The organism is Sphingomonas sp. LY29 (genome assembly GCF_035593985.1).
Taxonomy (GTDB): domain Bacteria; phylum Pseudomonadota; class Alphaproteobacteria; order Sphingomonadales; family Sphingomonadaceae; genus Sphingomicrobium.
On record NZ_CP141587.1, the window covers coordinates 1,990,648 to 2,009,611 of the forward strand.

The following is an 18,964-nucleotide window of genomic DNA, read 5'->3' on the forward strand; positions in this document are numbered from 1 at the left end:
ATGCGCCTGGGCGAGCTTACGGGCGGCCATCATGATTCCGAGGTCACCGGCTTTGCGCTCGACCATCGCCAGGTCGTCGCGGGCAATGTGTTCGGCGCGTTTCGCGGCGCGCGCTTCAATGGCGAGGATTTCATTGCCGAGGCGGTGAAGCGCGGCGCGATCGCGGTCGTCGCGCGCCCCGAAGCGGACGTCGCCAATGCCGTGCACTTGGCCGATGCCGAGCCGCGTCGCTTGTTTGCCAACCTAGCTGCGCGCTTCTTCGCGCCCTATCCAGACACGATCGTCGCGGTGACCGGGACCAACGGCAAGACCTCGACGGTCGAGATGACCCGGCAATTGTGGCGGATGGCGGGACATCGGTCGGCGTCGATCGGGACGCTGGGCGTGACGACGGCCGACGAGCAGGTGTCGACCGGACTGACCAGCCCCGACATCGTCACCTTCCTCAACAACATGTCGGGGATGCGGACGCTCGGCATCAGCCACGTCGCGTATGAGGCGTCGAGCCATGGCCTCGACCAGTATCGCGTCGAGGGCGTGCGGTTACGCGCGGCGGCGTTCACCAACTTCAGCCGCGACCACCTCGATTACCATGCCGACATGGACGAATATTTCGCCGCCAAGATGCGCTTGTTCGACGAGGTGGTCGAGGATGGCGGCACGGCGGTAGTGTGGACTGGCGATCCACGATCGGCCGACGTGGTCGAGAGCGCGACGCGGCGCGGGCTGACGCTGCTGACCGTCGGGCCGGGCGCCGATGGGATCGAGCTGAAGGCGCGATCGTCGACTCCGCTGGGGCAGGTGCTGACGCTGGGTCATGACGGGCGCGAGTATCGATTGGTGTTGCCGCTGATCGGGGCGTATCAGGCGGCGAACGTACTGGTAGCGGCGGGGTTGGTGCTGGCGACGAGTGGTGCGTGGGATGCGACGCTGGCGGGAATGGGACGACTTGCGCCGGTACGCGGACGATTGGAGCGCGCGGTGATTTCGCGGACGGGCGCGCCGGTCTATGTCGACTATGCGCACACGCCCGACGCGGTTCAGGCAGCGATCGAGGCGCTTCGCCCGCATGTGGAGGGACGGTTGATCACGGTGCTTGGCGCCGGGGGCGACCGCGACGAGGGCAAGCGCGCGCCGATGGGCGAGGTCGCCGGGCGGCTGAGCGACGTGGTGATCGTCACCGACGACAATCCGCGCAGCGAGGACCCCGCCGCGATCCGCAAGGAGGTGATGCAGGGCGCGCCGAATGCCACCGAGATCGGCGACCGGCGCGAGGCGATTGCCGCCGCGATCGCGATGGCGGGCGCGGGGGATATCGTCCTGCTGGCAGGCAAGGGACATGAGCAGGGACAGATTTTGAAGGACCAGGTGCTGCCATTCGACGATGTGACCGTGGCACGGGAATGTGCCTCGTGAGCGCGCTGTGGACCAGCGACGAGATCGTCGCGGCGACTGGCGGAACTCTGCACGGCGATCCGTTCGAGGTGGTCGGCGTGACCTTCGACAGCCGCGAGGTCGAGACGGGGCATCTGTTCGTCGCGATGCCGGGGAGCGTCGCCGACGGCCATGACTTCGTCCAGCGCGCGTACGGCATGGGCGCGGTGGCGGCATTGGTGTCGCGCAGGGTCGACAGGACGCACATCCTAGTCGACGATGTTGCCGAAGCGCTGACGCGACTGGCGATCGCGGCGCGCGCGCGGATAACCGGCAAGGTGATCGGGGTGACCGGGTCGGTCGGCAAGACCTCGACCAAGGAAGCGCTGGCGGTCGCGCTGGAGCGTGGCGCACCGGGGCGGGTGCACCGCTCGGTCAAGAGCTACAACAATCACACCGGGGTTCCGCTGAGCCTGGCGCGGATGCCGCGGACTAGCGAATATGCGGTGCTCGAAATGGGCATGAACCACGCCGGCGAGATTGCCGCGCTGACGCGGCTCGTGCGGCCGCATGTCGCGGTGGTGACCGCGCTGGCTTCGGCCCACATCGAGCATCTGGGATCGATGGAAGCGATCGCCGACGCAAAGGCGGAAATCTTCGAGGGGCTGGAGCCCGAGGGCGTCGCGATCATTCCCGACGACAGCGAATGGCGCGACCGGCTGGTCAGGGGCGCACGACGCTTTGCCGATCGCACTATCGGATTTGGCGGACCCGATGCCGACGTCGCCGCGCTTCATGCGGTGCGGTCCGAGGCGGGCGGAAGCCTGGTCACCGCGCGGCTGGTCGACAGCGAACTGACCTTCACCATCGCGCAGCGTGGCGACCACTGGGTGTCGAATGCGCTGGCGGTGCTGGCCGCGGTCGAGGCGGCTGGCGCGGATGTCGCGTTGGCGGGATTGGCGCTGGCCGACATGGGCGGGCTAAAGGGTCGCGGCGAGCGGCATCGCCTGCCGGTCGGCGAGGGGCATTTCCTGCTGATCGACGAAAGCTACAACGCCAATCCGGCGTCGATGGCGGCGACGCTGCAGTCGCTCGGCGAGGAGCGCGACGTGACGCGGCGGATCGCGGTGCTCGGGCCGATGCGCGAACTCGGCGCCGAAGCCGATGCGATGCATGCGGCGCTGGCGCCGGCGGTGATCGCGGCGAAGGTCGACCAGTTGGTCCTGGTCGGCGGGGACATGCGGCCGCTGGAAGATGCGTTGGACGGTGACGTTATCGTCGACCGCGCCGAAGCGGCGGACGATGCGGCGCAGATCTTGGCGCGGATCGTCGAGCCGGGGGACGTGGTGCTGGTCAAGGCATCCAATTCGATCGGCCTTGCGCGGCTGGTCGAGCGAATGGCAGGGGGCCTCGCGACATGCTCTACGTGATCGCCGAACAGTTGGGCTTCCCCGGAATCCTCAACCTCATCCGCTACATCAGCTTTCGCGCCGGCGCGGGCGCGGCGACCGCGCTGCTGATCGGGCTGCTGCTCGGCCCGGCGTTCATTCGCTGGCTTCGCGCCAAGCAGGGCAAGGGCCAGCCGATCCGCGCCGACGGTCCGCAGAGCCACCTCGCCAAGCGCGGAACGCCGACGATGGGCGGGCTGCTGATCCTGATTTCGGTGTTCGTATCGGTCCTGCTGTGGATGGACCTTGCCAACCCCTACGTCTGGGCGTGCCTGCTGGTGACGGCGGGCTTCGGGCTGATCGGTTTCCTCGACGATTATGACAAGGTGAAGAAGGCGCATCACGCCGGCCTTAGCGGCAAGATGCGGCTGTTCCTGGAATTCGCGATCGCGGGATTCGCGACGTGGCTGATGGTGCGGGAATCCGGCACGCAGCTTTACCTGCCGTTCGTGCAGGGGGCGGTGGTCGACCTTAGCTGGCTGTACGTCGCGTTCGGCGCGTTCGTGATCGTTGCGTTCGGCAATTCGGTAAATTTGACCGATGGACTCGATGGGCTGGCGACGATGCCGGTGATCATCGCCGCGGTGGCATTCGTGCTGATCGCCTATCTGGTCGGCAACGCGCGCTACGCCGAATATCTGGGGATTCCGCACGTGCCGGGCGCGGGCGATTTGACCGTCCTGCTGCTGGCGATCGTCGGGGCGGGACTGGCGTTTCTGTGGTTCAATGCGCCGCCGGCGGCGGTGTTCATGGGCGATACCGGCAGCCTCGCGCTTGGCGGCGCGCTCGGCGCGGTCGCGGTGGCGACGCACCACGAATTCGTGCTGGCCGTGATTGGCGGGCTCTTCGTGGTCGAGGCGGTCAGCGTGATCGTCCAGGTCTTCTGGTTCAAGCGCTACGGCAAGCGCATCTTCAAGATGGCGCCGATCCACCATCACTTCGAGCATATGGGGTGGAGCGAGCCGACGGTCGTGATCCGATTCTGGATCATCAGCTTCATCCTCGCACTGGCGGGGCTGTCGACGCTGAAGCTGCGGTGATCACGGCCAAGGCCTTCGCCGACCACCATTATGCAGTCCTTGGCCTCGCGCGCAGCGGGCTGGCGACGGTCGAGGCGCTGCTGGCGAGCGGGGCGCGAGTGACCGCATGGGACGACCGAGAGGAAGCGCGCGCGCAAGTGCCAGCCGCTGTTCAGATCGAGGATTTCGTCGGCGGCAACCTGTCGCGGTTCGACAGTATCGTCGTGACGCCGGGGCTGCCGCTCAACCGCCACCCGATCGCGGCGGCGGCGAAGGCGGCGGGGGTCGAAATCATCGGCGACATCGAACTGTTCTCCCGCGCGCGGCCCGAGCTTCCGCCGCACAAGGTGGTTGGGATTACCGGCACCAACGGCAAGTCGACGACGACCGCGCTGGTGCACCACATTCTCAAGACCGCGGGCGTGCCGACGACGATGGGCGGGAACATCGGCCTGCCGATCCTGAGCCAGGACCCGCTACCCGAAGGCGGGGTCTATGTGCTCGAACTGTCGAGCTACCAGATAGACCTCACCAAGAGCCTCGATTGCGACGTGGCGGTGCTGCTCAACATCACGCCCGACCATCTCGACCGGTATGAGAGTTTCGAGGCGTATGCGGCGTCGAAAGCGCGGTTGTTCGAGATGTCCCGCAAGGGAGTGCTCATTACAACCGAACCAGATTACGAAATCGGCATGCTGCAAGGCCTGCAATCGCAAATTCGTCAGACGTTAGGCGCAGTGGTCGCTGAAGCGGCGCCCTACTTCCGGCCGCTTGAACTCTCGATCCGCCAATCGGGATGGCCCTCGCTGCAAGGACCGCACAACCTGCAAAACGCTATCAACGCCTACCTCGTCTGCGATGATTTGCTTCTCGACGACGAGCAAATTGAGGAAGGCCTCCGCACCTACCCTGGCCTCCCCCACCGCATGGAGCGCATCCGCGATCGCGATGGCGTTCTCTTCGTCAACGACAGCAAGGCGACCAATGCCGAGGCCGCCGCGCCGGCGCTGGCGGCTTATCCGCGCGTGCGGTGGATCGTGGGCGGGCAGGCCAAGGCCGAAACGCTGGGCGATACCGCCACCCATATTGGCCATGTCGTCGCCGCCTACACGATCGGCGAGGCGGGGCCGATGTTCGCGCGGTTGCTGCGCGAGGCTGGCGCCCAAGTCATTGAGTGCGAAACGCTTGAAAATGCGGTGAATCGCGCCGCGAAGGATTCACAAGCGGGGGAGACTGTCCTACTCTCCCCGGCAAGCGCGTCGTTCGACCAGTTCAAGGACTTCGAGGCGCGGGGGGACCGGTTCCGGGAACTGGTGGAGGGGCTATGAACACGACGACCATCGGGACGCGGATCAAGGCGAGCGCCGCCATGGTCGATCCGTCGCGCTACGGCCGCTCCGACCGGTCGGCGGTAGGGCGCTGGTTCTGGGAAATCGACCGGGTGCTGCTGCTGCTGCTCGCGGTGCTGATCGGCGCCGGGCTGATCGCGGTCGCCGCCGCGTCGCCTGCTGCGGCGCAGCGCTATTCGGGCGGGTCGGTCCGCATCAATGAGCTGTTCTTCTTCTATCGTCAGATCATGTGGATTGCGGTGTCGCTTCCGGTGATGATCCTGGTGTCGATGATGCCGCGCGAGCGGGCGCGGCGCTTCTCGCTTGGCGGGGCTGCAATCTTCCTGGTGCTGCTGGCGGTGGTGCCGTTCATCGGCGCGGAAAAGAACGGTGCGGTCCGCTGGATCGAGCTTGGCGTCGGCCAGCTGCAGCCGTCGGAGTTTTTGAAGCCCTTCTTCGTCGTCGCGCTGGCGTGGCTGCTGTCGCTGAAGGAAAAGGAAAAGGGGCTGCCGGTGTTCCTGCTGTCGGGCGGGCTGCTCGGCTTCGTTGCGGTGTGCCTGATGCTCCAGCCCGACTTCGGGTCGACGATCATCTTCGGCTGCGTGTGGATCGCGATGCTGGCGCTGGCAGGGCTCAACCTGCGGATCCTCGGCGCGCTCGGCGCGGCGGGGCTGGTCGCGGTGGTGCTCGCCTACTTCTTCTATGACGTGGCGCAGGTCCGCATCGACGGTTTCCTGTTCGGCGAGGGCGACAATTTCCAGGTGCAGAACGCGATGCGGACGCTGACCGCGGGCGGACTATTCGGGATGGGGCCGGGTGGCGGCACGCGCAAGTTTGGGCTGCCCGAGCCGCACACCGACTATATTTTCTCGGTCATTGGCGAGGAATTCGGGCTCATCGCCTGCCTTGCCATCGCGCTGCTCTACATGGGCATCGTGGCGCGAGTGCTGATCAAGCTGCTCGACGAGGAATCGTCGTTCGCGATCCTGGCGGCGGCGGGCCTCGCGATCCAGTTCGGGCTGCAGGCGCTGATCAACATGGCGGTCAACGTCCAGATCGCGCCGTCGAAGGGCATGACGCTGCCGTTCGTTTCCTATGGCGGAAGCTCGATGCTGGCGCTGTCGATCGCGATGGGATTGCTGCTCGCCTTCACGCGCCGAAATCCGTATCTGACCCGCTCGCCCTATGTCGTGAAATGGGGCGGGGAGAGCATCAAGGCATGAACATCGTCCTCGCCGCCGGAGGAACCGGCGGGCACATGGTTCCCGCGCACGCGCTGGCCGCGGAGCTGAAGGCGCGCGGGCATGGGGTGATGCTGGTCACCGACGATCGCGGCACGCGCTTTCCCGGACTGTTCAAGGACGTCCCGACGCATATCCTGCCCGCCGGGCGGCTCGGCGGCGGGCCGATCGGCATGTTGAAGGCGGTGCGGTCGGTGCTTGCCGGGCGGCGCGCGGCCAAGGCACTGTATCGTCAGCATCGGCCCGACGCGGTGGTCGGCTTCGGCGGCTATCCGGCCTTCCCCGCGCTTCTGGCGGCGAGCGCGGCGGGGGTGCCGACGATCCTTCACGAACAGAATGCGGTGCTGGGTCGGGTCAACCGCTGGCTGTCGGGCGACGCACGCGCGATCGCGACGGCTTATCCCAACATCGAGCGACTGAAGCGGTCGCATCGGTCGAAGGTCGTGCTGGTCGGCAATCCGGTGCGCGAAAATGTCGCGCGGCTGGGGACGATGCCGTTCCCCGACTATGACGACACCGCGCCGTTGAAGCTGCTCATCACCGGCGGAAGCCAGGGGGCGAGCATCCTTGGCAAGGTCGTGCCCGAGGGGCTGGGCCTGTTGCCGCCGTCGCTGCGCCACCGGTTGCAGGTCGTGCAGCAATGCCGCGCCGACGATATCGAGACGACCCGCGGGCGTTATGCCGCGCTGTCGATCCCGGCCGAGCTGTCGACCTATATCGAGGACATGCCCGCGCAGATCGCCGAAGCGCATCTGGTCATTGCGCGTGCCGGGGCATCGACCATCGCCGAACTGACCGCGGCGGGGCGCCCGGCGATCCTGATCCCGCTGCCGAGCGCGACCGACGATCATCAGACCGTCAACGCGCGCGAAATGGCGGCGTCGGGCGGGGCGCGGATGATCGCGCAGAGCGAGTTTACGCCCGAAGTGCTTGCGGCACAGATCGAGGCGATCGCAGGCGACGCGCAGGCACTGTCCAACGCGGCGATGCGATCGCTGTCGGTCGGGCGCCCACATGCGACGCGCGACCTTGCCGATCTGGTCGAACGGATCGCAGGCGGCGACGCGCCCGTGCTTGTTGGACCGGCGACGACGGCCGAGACGCCGAAGATGGCGCTGGCGACCGGAGCGCCGGCATGAAGGCGATGGGCACCGAAATCGGGACGATCCACTTCGTCGGGATCGGCGGCATCGGCATGTCCGGCATCGCCGAGGTGATGCATCATCTTGGTTATGCGGTGCAGGGGTCCGACCAGAACGACGGCTATGCGGTCGAAGGCTTGCGCAAGGCGGGGATCCCGGTCGCGATCGGGCACCATGCCGACAATCTGGGCGATGCGCGCGTCGTGGTCTGCTCGACCGCGATCAGTCGCGGCAATCCCGAAGTCGAGGCGGCGATCGAGCGGCGCCTGCCGTTGGTGCGCCGGGCGGAGATGCTGGCCGAGCTGATGCGGATGCAGTCGACCGTCGCGGTCGCGGGAACGCACGGCAAGACGACGACCACCTCGATGATCGCGGCGATGCTCGATGCCGGCGGGATCGATCCGACTGTGATCAACGGCGGCGTCATCAACGCCTATGGATCGAACGCGCGGCTGGGAAAGTCCGACTGGATGGTGGTCGAGGCCGACGAAAGCGACGGCAGCTTCCTTCGCCTCGACGGGACGATCGCGGTGGTGACCAACATCGATCCCGAGCACCTCGACCATTATGGCGGCTTCGACCAGGTGAAGGACGCCTTCGTCGAATTCGTCGAGAATGTGCCTTTCTACGGGCTCGCAGTGATGTGCGTGGACCATCCCGAAGTGCAGAACATCCTGAGCCGGATCCGCGATCGGCGAGTGATGACCTATGGCACCTCGGCGCTGGCCGACCTTCGCGCGGAGAACATCATGCCGGAGAATGGCGGGACGCGGTTCGACGCGACCGTGCTGGAGCGCGACGGCAGCCGGCGGACGATCGAGGGCGTGTTCGTGCCGATGCCGGGGCGGCACAATGTGCTCAACGCGCTGGCGGCGATCGCGGTGGGCCTTGAGTTCAAGATGGACGACGCGGTGATCGCGCGCGGGTTTGAGCGGTTCAGCGGCGTCAAGCGGCGCTTCACCCCGGTCGGCGACATCGACGGGGCGCGGGTGATCGACGATTACGCGCATCATCCGGTGGAGATTCGCGCGGTGCTGTCGGCGGCGCGCGAAGCGGCCGAGGAACGCGTCATCGCGGTGGTGCAGCCGCACCGCTACACCCGCCTTCGCGACCTGATGGAAGACTTCCAGAACGCGTTCAACGACGCCGACGTGGTGTTCGTCGCACCGGTCTTTGCCGCCGGCGAGGAGCCGATCGAGGGGATCGACGCCGCCGCGTTGGCGGACGGTCTGCGCGCGCACGGGCATCGCATGGTCAAGCCGGTCGAGAATGCGAGCGACCTTGCCGCGAACCTGCGCGACCTCGCCGGGCCGGGCGACCTGATCGTGTGCATGGGCGCGGGCGACATCACCAAGTGGGCAGCGGGCCTTGCCGACGGGATCGCGGCGGCGAGGGCGGCCAAGTGAGCGTCGCGACGTTTCCGGCCGTTCGCGGCAAGCTGAAGGCAGGCGCGCCGTTGGCGCCGCTGGTGTGGTTCAAGTCGGGCGGGGCGGCCGAGCAATTGTTCGAGCCCGCCGATCGCGACGACCTGGTGCAGTTCCTTCGCGACCTTGATCCGACCGTGCCGGTGATGGCGCTTGGCCTCGGTTCCAACATGATCGTTCGCGACGGCGGGGTGCCCGGCGTGGTGGTGCGGCTGGGTAAGGCGTTTGCGAAGGTCGAAGTGCTCGACGCAACTACGCTTCGCTGCGGCGGCGGGGCGAGCGGGATTTTGGTCTCCTCGACCGCGCGCGACGCCGGGATCGCAGGGGTCGAATTCCTCCGCTCGATCCCTGGCACGGTCGGCGGGTTCGTCCGGATGAACGGCGGCGCCTACGGCCGCGAGACCTGCGAGATATTGGTCGAGTGCGAGGTGGTGCTTCGGTCGGGCGAGGTGAGGACACTTGGCGTCGACGACCTTGGCTACACCTATCGCCACAGCGAATTGCCCGAGGGTGCAATCGTGGTGTCCGCGACCTTTCGCGGGGTTCCGGGCGAGCCGGCGGCGGTCCAGGCCGAGATGGACCGCATCGCGGCGGCGCGAGAGGAAAGCCAGCCGCTGCGCAGCCGCACGGGCGGATCGACCTTCAAGAACCCGCTGCCGCACAAGGCGTGGCAGGTGATCGACGCCGCGGGATGCCGCGGGCTGACGATCGGCGACGCGCAGGTGTCGGAGAAGCATTGCAACTTCCTGCTCAACCTTGGACAGGCAAGCAGCAGCGATATCGAGGCGCTGGGCGAGGAAGTGCGGCGCCGGGTCAAGGCCGACAGCGGCGTCGACCTCGAATGGGAAATCCAGAGAATCGGAGTGGAAAAGCAGTGACCGGCAAGCTCAATCGCGATCTCACCATCGTCGTGCTGATGGGCGGCTGGTCGTCGGAACGACCGGTGTCGCTGATGAGCGGCGAAGGGATCGTCGCGGCGCTGAAGGAGCAGGGCTTCAGCAGCGTCGTCGGAGTCGACATGGACCGCAACGTCGCGTCGGTGTTGGCGGGCATTCGCCCCGACGTCGTGTTCAACGCGCTTCACGGCACGCCCGGCGAGGACGGCACGGTGCAGGGCATGCTCGACCTGATGCAGATTCCCTACACCCACTCGGGGCTGGAAACCTCGGTCATCGCGATCGACAAGGAGCTGACCAAGCTGGTGCTCGTGCCCGGCGGAATTCGCATGCCCAAGGGCAAGATCGTCGAGAGCGCGTCGCTATACGAAGGCGACCCGATGCCGCGTCCCTATGTGCTGAAGCCCATCAACGAGGGCAGCTCGGTCGGGGTGGCGATCGTCACCGACGACAGCAATTACGGGCACCCGATCAGTGCGAAAGCGGAAGGCCCGTGGCGGCATTTCGACCGGCTGCTGGCCGAACCGTTCATTCGCGGGCGTGAACTGACCGTGGCGGTGCTCGGCGACCAGGCGCTGTGCGTGACGGAGTTGGAGCCCAAAGCGGGCTTCTATGATTTCGACGCCAAATATACCGATGGCATGACGACCCACATCTGCCCGGCGCAGATCCCCGTGCCGATCGCCGAGGCAATGATGGCGATGGCGTTGAAGGCGCACCGGTTGTTGAAGTGCAAAGGCGCGTCGCGCTCCGACTTCCGCTGGGACGACGAGCAAGGTGAGGCGGGTATCTATCTGCTGGAGGTCAACACCCAGCCGGGAATGACTCCGCTGAGCCTGGTGCCCGAGCAGGCCAAGCAGCAGGGCATCGGCTACGGCGAACTGGTCGAACGGATTATCGCCGAGGCGCTGCAGGGATGAGCGCGGCCCGCGTCCGACGCGGATCGAACGCGAAGGGGCGTGGGGCGAAGTCGACCCCGCGCAAGGCGGCGGCGCGTCCGACCATCGGGCAGGCCAAGGCCAATCGCGTGGCAACGTGGGCGTTCGGGGCGTTCGTCGTCGCGATCGCGGGCGTGGCGATCGTCGCGCTCGACGTGCCCGCAAAAATCGGTCTGGCCGCTGGCGAAGCGGTCGGCGACGCGGGCTTTCGGGTGGAAAGCGTCGACATCAAGGGGCTGCGGCAAATGAACCCGCGCCCGGTCTATGCGATTGCGCTCGACCAGCAGACGACCGCGATGCCGCTGGTCGATGTCGAGGCGATCCGCGCGCGGCTGCTCAAGTTCGGATGGGTCAAGGACGCGCGCGTATCGCGGCGCTTCCCCGACACGCTGGTCATCGACATCGTCGAGCGCAAACCCGCTGCATTGTGGCAGGACGACCAGCGCCTGTCGCTGATCGATGCCGAGGGCGTGGTCCTTGACCGTGTACCGGTCAGCCGCATGCCCGACCTGCCGCTGCTGGTAGGCAAGGGCGCGAACATCCAGGCGGTGCCGCTCGACACCCTGCTGTCGAAGGCGCCGGCGTTGAAGGCGCAATTGGTGTCGGCAAGCTGGATCGGCGAGCGGCGTTGGGACCTGTCGTTCCAGTCGGGCGAGACAATCGCGCTTCCCGAAGGCGAGGCGGCGGCGATGGCGGCGTTGACCAAGTTCGCGAAAATGGACAAGTCGGCTGGCCTGCTCGGCCGCGGCATGCTGCGGTTCGATCTTCGAGTCCCCGACAAGATGATCGTTCGCCTCCCGCGCGAGCCCGGCGAGCCGATCATTCCCGAACCCGTGTCCGAAAGTTAAGCCGCCCGATGTCCGCTTCCTCCGACCAGCCGCTGATCACGGCGCTCGACATTGGGTCGTCAAAGGTCACCGCGCTGATCGTGACTCGCGATCCCGACGGGCGGCTGCGCGTGCTTGGCACCGGCCAGCGCGAGAGCCGCGGGGTCAAGCGCGGCTATGTCACCGACATGGAAGCGAGCGAAGTCGCGGTGCGCGAGGCGGTCGAACTGGCCGAGCGAATGTCGGGCGTGACGATCGAGGACGTGTGGGCAAGCTTCGCCGCGGGCGGACTGGTCAGTGACGTTGCCAATGTCGAGGTCGAGCTTGGCGGCCATGCGGTCGAACAGTCGGACATCAACGAATTGCTGACCACCGGTCGGCAGGCGATCGACCGCAACGGGCAGGTCGTGCTTCACGCGCATCCTGCGCTCTACACGATCGACGGGGTCGAGGGCGTCAACAACCCCATCGGGCTTCATGCCGACCGGCTGGGCGTCGATATCCACGTCGTCGTCGCGGACCCCGCGCCGCTTCGCAACATCGACTATGTCATCCGCTCGGCGCACCTCGGCGTGAAGGCGATCGTCGCTTCGCCGGTGGCCGCGGCGCTGGCGTGCCTGACGACCGAGGAACGCGAACTGGGCGTGGCGCTGGTCGAGCTTGGCGCGGAGGTGACAAATGTGTCGCTTCATGCCGGCGGAATGCTGGTAGGGCTTCGCTCGATCCCGCTTGGCGCCAAGGACATCACCGACGACATCGCCTGCGCGTTCGGCGTGCCGCGGCGCGAGGCCGAGCGGATGAAGTGCCGCTTCGGATCGGCGATGACGAGCCCGCGCGACAATCACGAGATGGTCGAGGCGACCCCGATCGGCGGCGAGGATAGCGCCGAGCCGCTGCGCATCACCCATGCCCAACTGATCACCGTCATCCGCCAGCGGGTGGAGGAATTGACCAGCGAGGTCGAGGCCGCGCTGAAGTCGCTGGGTTTCACCGGGCCGGTCGGGCGCCAGGTCGTACTGACCGGGGGCGGGGCGGAATTGAAGAACATCGCCGATTACATGCAAGGCGTGCTCGGCCGCGCGGTTCGCGTTGGGCGTCCGCGCACGATCACTGGCCTTCCCGAAGCGCATAGCGGACCGGCCTTTTCGACTATGGTCGGGCTGGCGATGCTGGCCGGGAACGGCAGCGGCGACATTCGGGACATCGTTTCCGGGTCGGCACGCGAAAAGAAGACCTCGAACAGTCTTTTCGGGAAACTCTTCAGCGCGTTAAAGCAGGGCTATTAACCACGAAGTGAAGCTTGGCGGACTCACCCTCGTCCCATAATGAATCATTTCTTCACTTTTTTGCCCCGTGGACCATTTTTCGCTTGGGGGTGGAATCGACATGGTGCAAAGATTCGTCCCCACGGTTCAACGCGTTGTAGCATCGAGGGGGTTCTTCCATGAGCATTGATTTCATCCGGCCGGAGGTCGACGAACTTCGCCCGCGGATCAGTGTCATCGGCGTCGGCGGTGCCGGCGGCAACGCGATCGCGAACATGATCCGGTCCGACGTCCAGGGCGTCGAATTCCTGGTCGCCAATACCGACGCGCAGGCGCTCAATGCCTCGGCCGCCGACCAGCGGCTGCAGCTCGGCCTGAAGATCACGCAGGGCCTTGGCGCCGGATCGCGCCCTGAAATCGGCCGCGCTGCCGCGGAAGAGACGATCGAGGAAATCGATCGCGCGCTTGAAGGCGCGCACATGTGCTTCATCGCTGCCGGCATGGGTGGCGGCACGGGCACCGGCGCCGCGCCGGTGATCGCCAAGACCGCGCGTGACAAGGGTATCCTGACCGTCGGTGTCGTGACCAAGCCGTTCGCGTTCGAGGGCGCGCGTCGCGGCCGCTCGGCCGATGCGGGCATCGAAGAGCTTCAGAAGCACGTCGACACTCTGATCGTTATTCCGAACCAGAACCTTTTCCGTCTCGCGACGTCGGAAACGACGTTCAAAGAAGCGTTCCAGATGGCCGACGAGGTCCTGCAGCAGGGCGTTCGCGGAATCACCGACCTGATGGTCATGCCGGGCCTGATCAACCTCGACTTCGCCGACGTCCGTTCGGTGATGGGCGAGATGGGCAAGGCGATGATGGGCACCGGCGAAGCGTCGGGCGACAATCGCGCGATCGAGGCCGCCGAAAAGGCGATCTCCAACCCGCTGCTCGACGGCGTCAGCATGAAGGGCGCCAAGGGCGTCATCATCTCGATCACCGGCGGCGAGGACATGCGCCTGATGGAAGTCGACGAGGCTGCCAGCCACATCAAGGAACTGGTCGATCCCGACGCCAACATCATCTGGGGTTCGGCGTTCAACAACAATATGGAAGGCAAGATCCGCGTGTCGGTCGTCGCCACCGGGATCGAAGCCGAAGTCGCCGCCCAGCCGCAGCCGGGCAAGGTCTTCACCTTCCCGACGGCAGGTCGAGGCGCCGCTCCGGCGGCTCCTGCCCCCGCGGCTGCGCCCGCTCCGCGTGCGTCGGCCGAGGAGGATATCCTCGACCTGTCCGAAGGTGACGTTGCCGGCGACGAGCTCGTGCTCGACAGCGGCGACATCCTGTCGGACCCGGTCATCGGCACCCCGATCGCGCCGCCGGCCGACGACATGGACAGCGCGCCCGCGACGATCACCGCCGGCGCCAAGGAAAGCGGCACGCTGTTCGAACGCATGTCGAACATCGCGCGTGGTGCGAACCAGGCGAAGATCGACGAGGAACCGGCACCGAGCTTCCGCCGTGAACCGCTCGATATTCCGCGCTTCCTCAACCGCCAGAACAACCAGTAATTCGGTGGACGGGCGGCGCCTTGGCGCCGCTCGTCGCCGCGCGGCCACACCTCGCCGCTAGCCCCTTCCCAGCAAGCTTCCAGAAAGCTTCCATCGGGCATGGGGAGGATCATGCGAAACATGCGATCGGCGCGCGCGCCGGCCAGAGCGTTGGCGCTCGGCCTGGCATTGGGATTGGCCTTAACGACGGCCGGTCCGGTCATGGCGCAAGGCGTCTATGCGGAAACTCCCGGCAATGCGCTGTCGCGTCATATCCGCGTGCTTGCCAGCAATCCGCGCGACTTCACGTCGCTGATCGGGGCGGGGCGCGCGGCGCTCGACCTTGGCGACTTGCAAGCGGCGGTCGGCTTCTACAGTCGGGCCGAGGAAAGCTATCCGTCGACCCCCGCGCCCAAGATCGGGCTTGGCGCGGCGATGGCGCAGATGGGCGACCCGCGCGGCGCGCTCGTCTATTTCGACCAAGCGCTGCAGATGGGCGCGCCGCCGATCACGCTGGCGCTGGACCGCGGCATGGCGCGCGACCTGCTGGGCGATCCCGGCGCGGCGCAGTCCGATTATCGGTTGGCAATGGTCGGCGCGAATGCCGACGAAGCGCGACGCCGGATCGCTCTCAGCCTGGCCATCACCGGCGACCGCAACGGGGCGATCGTGGCGCTGCAGCCGCTGCTCAATCGCCGCGATGTCGCTGCACAGCGGATCCGCGCCTTCGTGCTGGCGCTGACGGGTGACCGGATGGGCGCGGCGCAGGCGATCAACTCGGTCATGCCCGGCGCCTCGGCGCGGTTCGATCCCTTCTTCGTGATGCTGCCCCGCTTGAGCATGACCGAGAAAGCTGCCGCGGTGCACCTTGGCTTGTTCCCGGAAGATGCCGCGACGCGCCTTGCGCAGGCCGGGCCGCCGCCGCCGCAACCCGGTTTTGCCAATCCCGCGCGGTCGGCGGCGCGGCAACAGCCGGTTCGCGTCGCCCGGGCAGCCCCGCAGCGACCGGCGCCCCAGCCGCGTGAGACCCGTCCGGCGGTTCGCGTCGAGCGTGATCCGGCGGTCCGCGGCCTCGACGGTCGCGAACAGCGCGCGGCGTCGCTGATCCGGCGCCCCGCCCCGACCCAGCAGGTCGCTAGCAGGCCGGTGACGCCGCCGGCGATCACGACGGCGCCTGTCCGGATGGCGAGCCAGCAGCCACTGCCGACGCCCGTTCCCACCTACACGCCGCCCGCCACGTCCGTGGCGAGCCTGACGGCATCTCCCCCGGTCGTCGAAACGGCGGGCAATTCGACGCCCGAACCGCTGGTCGACACTGCGGCCACGGCTACTCCGACGCCCGCCTTCTCCATCGCCGAATTGAACGCCGATGCCGAGCGGCTCGACGGTCTGGAAAAGCTGCTCGCCACCATCGACGACAGCGCGCCGCCGCCACCCGCGCCGCGCCCGAAGGTTGAGAGCCCCAAAGTCAAGGTTGCCGCCGACAATCGCGACGCCCGCGAGGCGCGCGAGAAGAGGGCCGCTGCCGCGAAGAAGCTGGCCGAGGACAAGAAGCGCGAGGAGAAGCTCGCCGCGGTGAAGAAGGCCAAAGCTGAGGTCGAAAAGATCGGCGTCGCGGGCATGAACTGGGTGCAGCTGGCGGGCGGATCGAACGAAGACCGCATGTCGACCGAGTATAAGAAGCTGTCCGCTAAGGCCGGCACGCTGCTGAAGTCGCGGTCGGGCTATGTGACAATGGGCAAGGACTATTTCCGACTGCTGGTCGGGCCGTTCGACAGCAAGTCGGAGGCGCAGGAATTCGTCAACAAGCTTGCCAAGGAAGGGGTCGACGGCTTTAGCTGGACCCGCACGCCCGCCCAGATCAAGATCGAGAAAATCGGCACGAAATGATGCTTGCCCCGGCCCTTGCCGCGCACCCCGAACGATCGCGCGGCCGGGCCTTTGCCGAGGACGATCGCGGTCCGCGCGGGCCGCGTGACGCGTTCCAGCGTGACCGCGACCGGATCGTCCATTCGGTCGCCTTCCGCCGCCTGCGCCACAAGACGCAGGTGTTCGTCGCGCCCGATGGCGATCACTTCCGCGTCCGGCTGACCCATTCGATCGAAGTCGCACAGATCGGCCGGACGATGGCGCGATCGCTCGGCTTGAATGAGGATCTGACCGAGGCGCTGTGTCTGGCGCATGACCTCGGCCATCCCCCGTTCGGACATGGGGGCGAAGATTCGCTCGACCGCGGGCTCGCTGACGCGGGTGGGTTCGATCACAACGGGCACACGCTGCGCCTCGTCACTGCGCTGGAGAATCCTTATCCGGGGTTCGACGGTCTCAATCTCAGCTGGGAAACGCTGGAGGGTCTGGCCAAGCACAATGGCCCGGTGAGCAACCCGACCTGGGCGATGGCCGAAGCGGATGCGGCGTTCGGCCTCGACCTGCAAAGCTGGCCGAGCCTGGAAGCGCAGGTCGCGGCGATCGCCGACGACATCGCCTACGATAATCACGACATCGACGATGGGCTGCGGTCGGGCATCCTCGATCTTAACGCGCTGCTGGAGCTTCCGTTCGTGGCGCGCCAGTGGGCGGCGATCGAGCGACGTCATCCCGACCTCGACGTGCCGCGCAAGGCGAAGGCGCTGGTTCGTGACGGGATCGGGGCGATGGTCGGCGATGTGCTGACGGAGGCGCGCCGGCGGATTGCCGAGGCGGGCGTCGAGACGATCGACGACGTTCGCGCGGCAGGCCGGCAGTTGGTCGGTTTTTCCGACGCGATGCGCGAGGAAGAGCGCGCACTGAAGCGACACCTCTATGCCAACCTCTACGACAGTCCGCCGCTCACCCCGATCCGGCGCGAGGCGCAGCGGATCGTCGCCGACCTTGTCGCTTGTTACCGCGACCATCCCGAACATCTGCCCGAAGGCTGGCAGCGCGGCGACGGCGAACAGGCGCGGCTGCGCGGCATTGGCGACTATATCGCCGGGATGACGGACCGCTTCGCGATCGCGCGGCACGAAGCGCTGATCGGTCCCGTGCTCATGCCCGACCGCTTCTAGTCAGCGGGCGTTCAGGCCGCCGAGCCGACGCTAAGCTCCTCGATTGAAGGAGTTTTCGATGACCGACCGAAGCTTTGCGGAAAGCCGCTTCGGGCTTGGCCTTCGCGGCGATGTGGCGAGCGATGCGACATCGGACCCGCGTGGCTGGGCGGCGGCGCAGATCGGTCGCTTCGAAGCGAAGATCGCCGGAATTCCCACGCGCGCTGAGGTCGCGGCCGATCTGGGCGAGTTTTACGCGATTCGGCGCGAGGCCCGGATGGAGCAGCGCGCGGCGGCCGCCACTTCTCCGACGATGACCGACATGCCGATGCGCGACCCCGAAGTGCGCGCGGCACGCCGGGCGGCACGCGATGCCTATCCGCAACTGGTCGGCGCCCGGTTGCAATCCGCGCTGACGACTCCGACGCCGTTCCTCGAGCGGATGACGCATTTTTGGTCGAACCATTTTGCCGTGTCGGCGCAGAAGCTGACCGTGGTCGGCTTCGCCGGGCTGCTGGAGATGGAAGCGATCCGGCCGAACGTCACCGGGACCTTCGGTGATATTCTGCTGGCGGTCGAGCGCCATCCGGCGATGCTGTTTTACCTCGATCAGGCGCAGTCGATCGGTCCCGACAGCGTGGTCGGAGCGCGCGCGGCTGCGCGAGGCAACAAGCGCGGCCTCAACGAGAATCTGGCGCGCGAGATCTTGGAATTGCACACGCTGGGAGTCCGCACGGGCTATGCCCAGGCCGACGTGACCGAGTTCGCGCGGGCGTTGACCGGATGGACGGTGGCGGGCGTGGGGCGCGGCGCAGGCGCGAGGATCGCGCAAGGAAGTCCGGGCGACTTCGTTTTCGCGGCGCAGCTTCATCAGCCCGGCGCGCGCACGATCATGGGGCGGCACTATGCCGAGGGCGGCGAGGAGCAGGCCCGCTCGGTACTTTCGGCGCTGGCGGTGCATCCGGCCACCGCGCGGCACATTGCGACCAAGCTTGCGCGTCATTTCGCTGCCGACAACCCGCCAGCGGCGATGGTGGCGCGGATCGAAGCGGCGTTTCTGAAAAGCGGCGGCGACCTGCCGACCGTCTATCGCGCGTTGATCGACAGCCCGGAAGCATGGGACGCAACGTCCACCAAGTTCCGCAGTCCTTGGGACTGGACGGTCGCAGCCCTGCGCGCGACTCGTTTCGTCGAGTTGCCGCCCGAAGCCGCCGTTGCCCTGCTCCGCGAGCTTGGGCAGCCCGCGTGGCAACCGCCGTCGCCGGCAGGTTGGGGGGATGACGCGGCAAGTTGGGCTGGGCCGGACGCGCTGGTGCGACGGGTGGAGACGGCGCAGCACATTGCGCAGCGGGCGGGTGAGGGGGTGGATGCGAGAGCCCTCGCGCCGAAGGTCCTAGGTAGCCGACTGAGCGCGCGCACCAACTCGGCAATCGCCCGCGCCGAAAGTCCCGAGACGGGTTTGGCACTGCTGCTTGCAAGCCCAGAAATGTTGCGGAGATAA

The 18,964-nt window shown here is 67.1% G+C and carries 15 protein-coding genes; all 15 read left to right on the forward strand.

Translation table 11 applies throughout. From position 1 onward, the window contains the following. The 15 genes from SH584_RS10090 to SH584_RS10160 all read left to right on the forward strand — a co-directional run bounded on the left by SH584_RS10090 (position 1) and on the right by SH584_RS10160 (position 18,964). Complete coding sequence (locus SH584_RS10090) at positions 1-1,416, forward strand: UDP-N-acetylmuramoyl-L-alanyl-D-glutamate--2,6-diaminopimelate ligase (protein WP_324806809.1); 1,416 nt, start codon at positions 1-3, stop codon at positions 1,414-1,416. Beyond that, the gene (locus SH584_RS10095; RefSeq protein WP_324806811.1) at positions 1,413-2,804 is read left to right on the forward strand and encodes a UDP-N-acetylmuramoyl-tripeptide--D-alanyl-D-alanine ligase; all 1,392 of its coding nucleotides are present in this window, start codon (positions 1,413-1,415) and stop codon (positions 2,802-2,804) included. The genes SH584_RS10090 and SH584_RS10095 overlap by 4 nt, the downstream gene beginning before the upstream one ends. Then, positions 2,792-3,862: a phospho-N-acetylmuramoyl-pentapeptide-transferase gene (gene mraY, locus SH584_RS10100; RefSeq protein ID WP_322841274.1), complete on the forward strand. Its 1,071-nt coding sequence runs from the start codon at positions 2,792-2,794 to the stop codon at positions 3,860-3,862. The genes SH584_RS10095 and mraY overlap by 13 nt, the downstream gene beginning before the upstream one ends. Continuing rightward, entirely contained in the window at positions 3,859-5,169 is a 1,311-nt protein-coding gene (gene murD / locus SH584_RS10105; RefSeq protein ID WP_324806814.1) for a UDP-N-acetylmuramoyl-L-alanine--D-glutamate ligase, read from the forward strand. Before mraY ends, murD begins: the two co-directional genes overlap by 4 nt. After that, positions 5,166-6,392: an FtsW/RodA/SpoVE family cell cycle protein gene (locus SH584_RS10110; protein WP_322841272.1), complete on the forward strand. Its 1,227-nt coding sequence runs from the start codon at positions 5,166-5,168 to the stop codon at positions 6,390-6,392. Before murD ends, SH584_RS10110 begins: the two co-directional genes overlap by 4 nt. Continuing rightward, on the forward strand, positions 6,389-7,549 hold the full coding sequence (murG, locus tag SH584_RS10115; protein ID WP_324806816.1) for an undecaprenyldiphospho-muramoylpentapeptide beta-N-acetylglucosaminyltransferase: 1,161 nt from the start codon (positions 6,389-6,391) through the stop codon (positions 7,547-7,549). Before SH584_RS10110 ends, murG begins: the two co-directional genes overlap by 4 nt. Then, positions 7,546-8,958: a UDP-N-acetylmuramate--L-alanine ligase gene (murC, locus tag SH584_RS10120; protein WP_324806818.1), complete on the forward strand. Its 1,413-nt coding sequence runs from the start codon at positions 7,546-7,548 to the stop codon at positions 8,956-8,958. The genes murG and murC overlap by 4 nt, the downstream gene beginning before the upstream one ends. After that, on the forward strand, positions 8,955-9,854 hold the full coding sequence (gene murB / locus SH584_RS10125) for a UDP-N-acetylmuramate dehydrogenase (RefSeq protein ID WP_324806819.1): 900 nt from the start codon (positions 8,955-8,957) through the stop codon (positions 9,852-9,854). Before murC ends, murB begins: the two co-directional genes overlap by 4 nt. A gap of 38 nt (positions 9,855-9,892) precedes the next feature. Then, positions 9,893-10,792 carry a D-alanine--D-alanine ligase gene (locus SH584_RS10130; RefSeq protein ID WP_416385178.1) on the forward strand — a complete coding sequence of 300 codons (900 nt, stop codon included), beginning with the start codon at positions 9,893-9,895 and terminating at the stop codon, positions 10,790-10,792. Beyond that, positions 10,789-11,658, forward strand: coding sequence for a cell division protein FtsQ/DivIB (locus SH584_RS10135; RefSeq protein ID WP_324806823.1), 870 nt, complete (start codon positions 10,789-10,791; stop codon positions 11,656-11,658). Before SH584_RS10130 ends, SH584_RS10135 begins: the two co-directional genes overlap by 4 nt. A gap of 8 nt (positions 11,659-11,666) precedes the next feature. Then, on the forward strand, positions 11,667-12,923 hold the full coding sequence (gene ftsA / locus SH584_RS10140) for a cell division protein FtsA (RefSeq protein WP_324806825.1): 1,257 nt from the start codon (positions 11,667-11,669) through the stop codon (positions 12,921-12,923). Positions 12,924-13,081: 158 nt separating this feature from the next. Continuing rightward, positions 13,082-14,458: a cell division protein FtsZ gene (gene ftsZ / locus SH584_RS10145; protein ID WP_324806827.1), complete on the forward strand. Its 1,377-nt coding sequence runs from the start codon at positions 13,082-13,084 to the stop codon at positions 14,456-14,458. 174 nt (positions 14,459-14,632) lie between these two features. Then, the gene (locus SH584_RS10150; RefSeq protein WP_324806829.1) at positions 14,633-16,327 is read left to right on the forward strand and encodes an SPOR domain-containing protein; all 1,695 of its coding nucleotides are present in this window, start codon (positions 14,633-14,635) and stop codon (positions 16,325-16,327) included. Further along, positions 16,324-17,484 (forward strand): deoxyguanosinetriphosphate triphosphohydrolase, encoded by a 1,161-nt coding sequence (locus SH584_RS10155; protein WP_324806831.1) that lies wholly within the window; start codon positions 16,324-16,326, stop codon positions 17,482-17,484. The genes SH584_RS10150 and SH584_RS10155 overlap by 4 nt, the downstream gene beginning before the upstream one ends. A gap of 58 nt (positions 17,485-17,542) precedes the next feature. Continuing rightward, positions 17,543-18,964, forward strand: coding sequence for a DUF1800 domain-containing protein (locus tag SH584_RS10160; protein WP_324806832.1), 1,422 nt, complete (start codon positions 17,543-17,545; stop codon positions 18,962-18,964).

Coding starts and splice junctions, on each gene's coding strand:
- SH584_RS10090 (WP_324806809.1), top strand. CDS start 1: ATGCGCCTGGGCGAGCTTACGGGCGGCCATCATGATTCCGAGGTCACC.
- mraY (WP_322841274.1), top strand. CDS start 2,792: ATGCTCTACGTGATCGCCGAACAGTTGGGCTTCCCCGGAATCCTCAAC.
- SH584_RS10110 (WP_322841272.1), top strand. CDS start 5,166: ATGAACACGACGACCATCGGGACGCGGATCAAGGCGAGCGCCGCCATG.
- murG (WP_324806816.1), top strand. CDS start 6,389: ATGAACATCGTCCTCGCCGCCGGAGGAACCGGCGGGCACATGGTTCCC.
- murC (WP_324806818.1), top strand. CDS start 7,546: ATGAAGGCGATGGGCACCGAAATCGGGACGATCCACTTCGTCGGGATC.
- SH584_RS10130 (WP_416385178.1), top strand. CDS start 9,893: ATGGGCGGCTGGTCGTCGGAACGACCGGTGTCGCTGATGAGCGGCGAA.
- SH584_RS10135 (WP_324806823.1), top strand. CDS start 10,789: ATGAGCGCGGCCCGCGTCCGACGCGGATCGAACGCGAAGGGGCGTGGG.
- ftsA (WP_324806825.1), top strand. CDS start 11,667: ATGTCCGCTTCCTCCGACCAGCCGCTGATCACGGCGCTCGACATTGGG.
- ftsZ (WP_324806827.1), top strand. CDS start 13,082: ATGAGCATTGATTTCATCCGGCCGGAGGTCGACGAACTTCGCCCGCGG.
- SH584_RS10155 (WP_324806831.1), top strand. CDS start 16,324: ATGATGCTTGCCCCGGCCCTTGCCGCGCACCCCGAACGATCGCGCGGC.
- SH584_RS10160 (WP_324806832.1), top strand. CDS start 17,543: ATGACCGACCGAAGCTTTGCGGAAAGCCGCTTCGGGCTTGGCCTTCGC.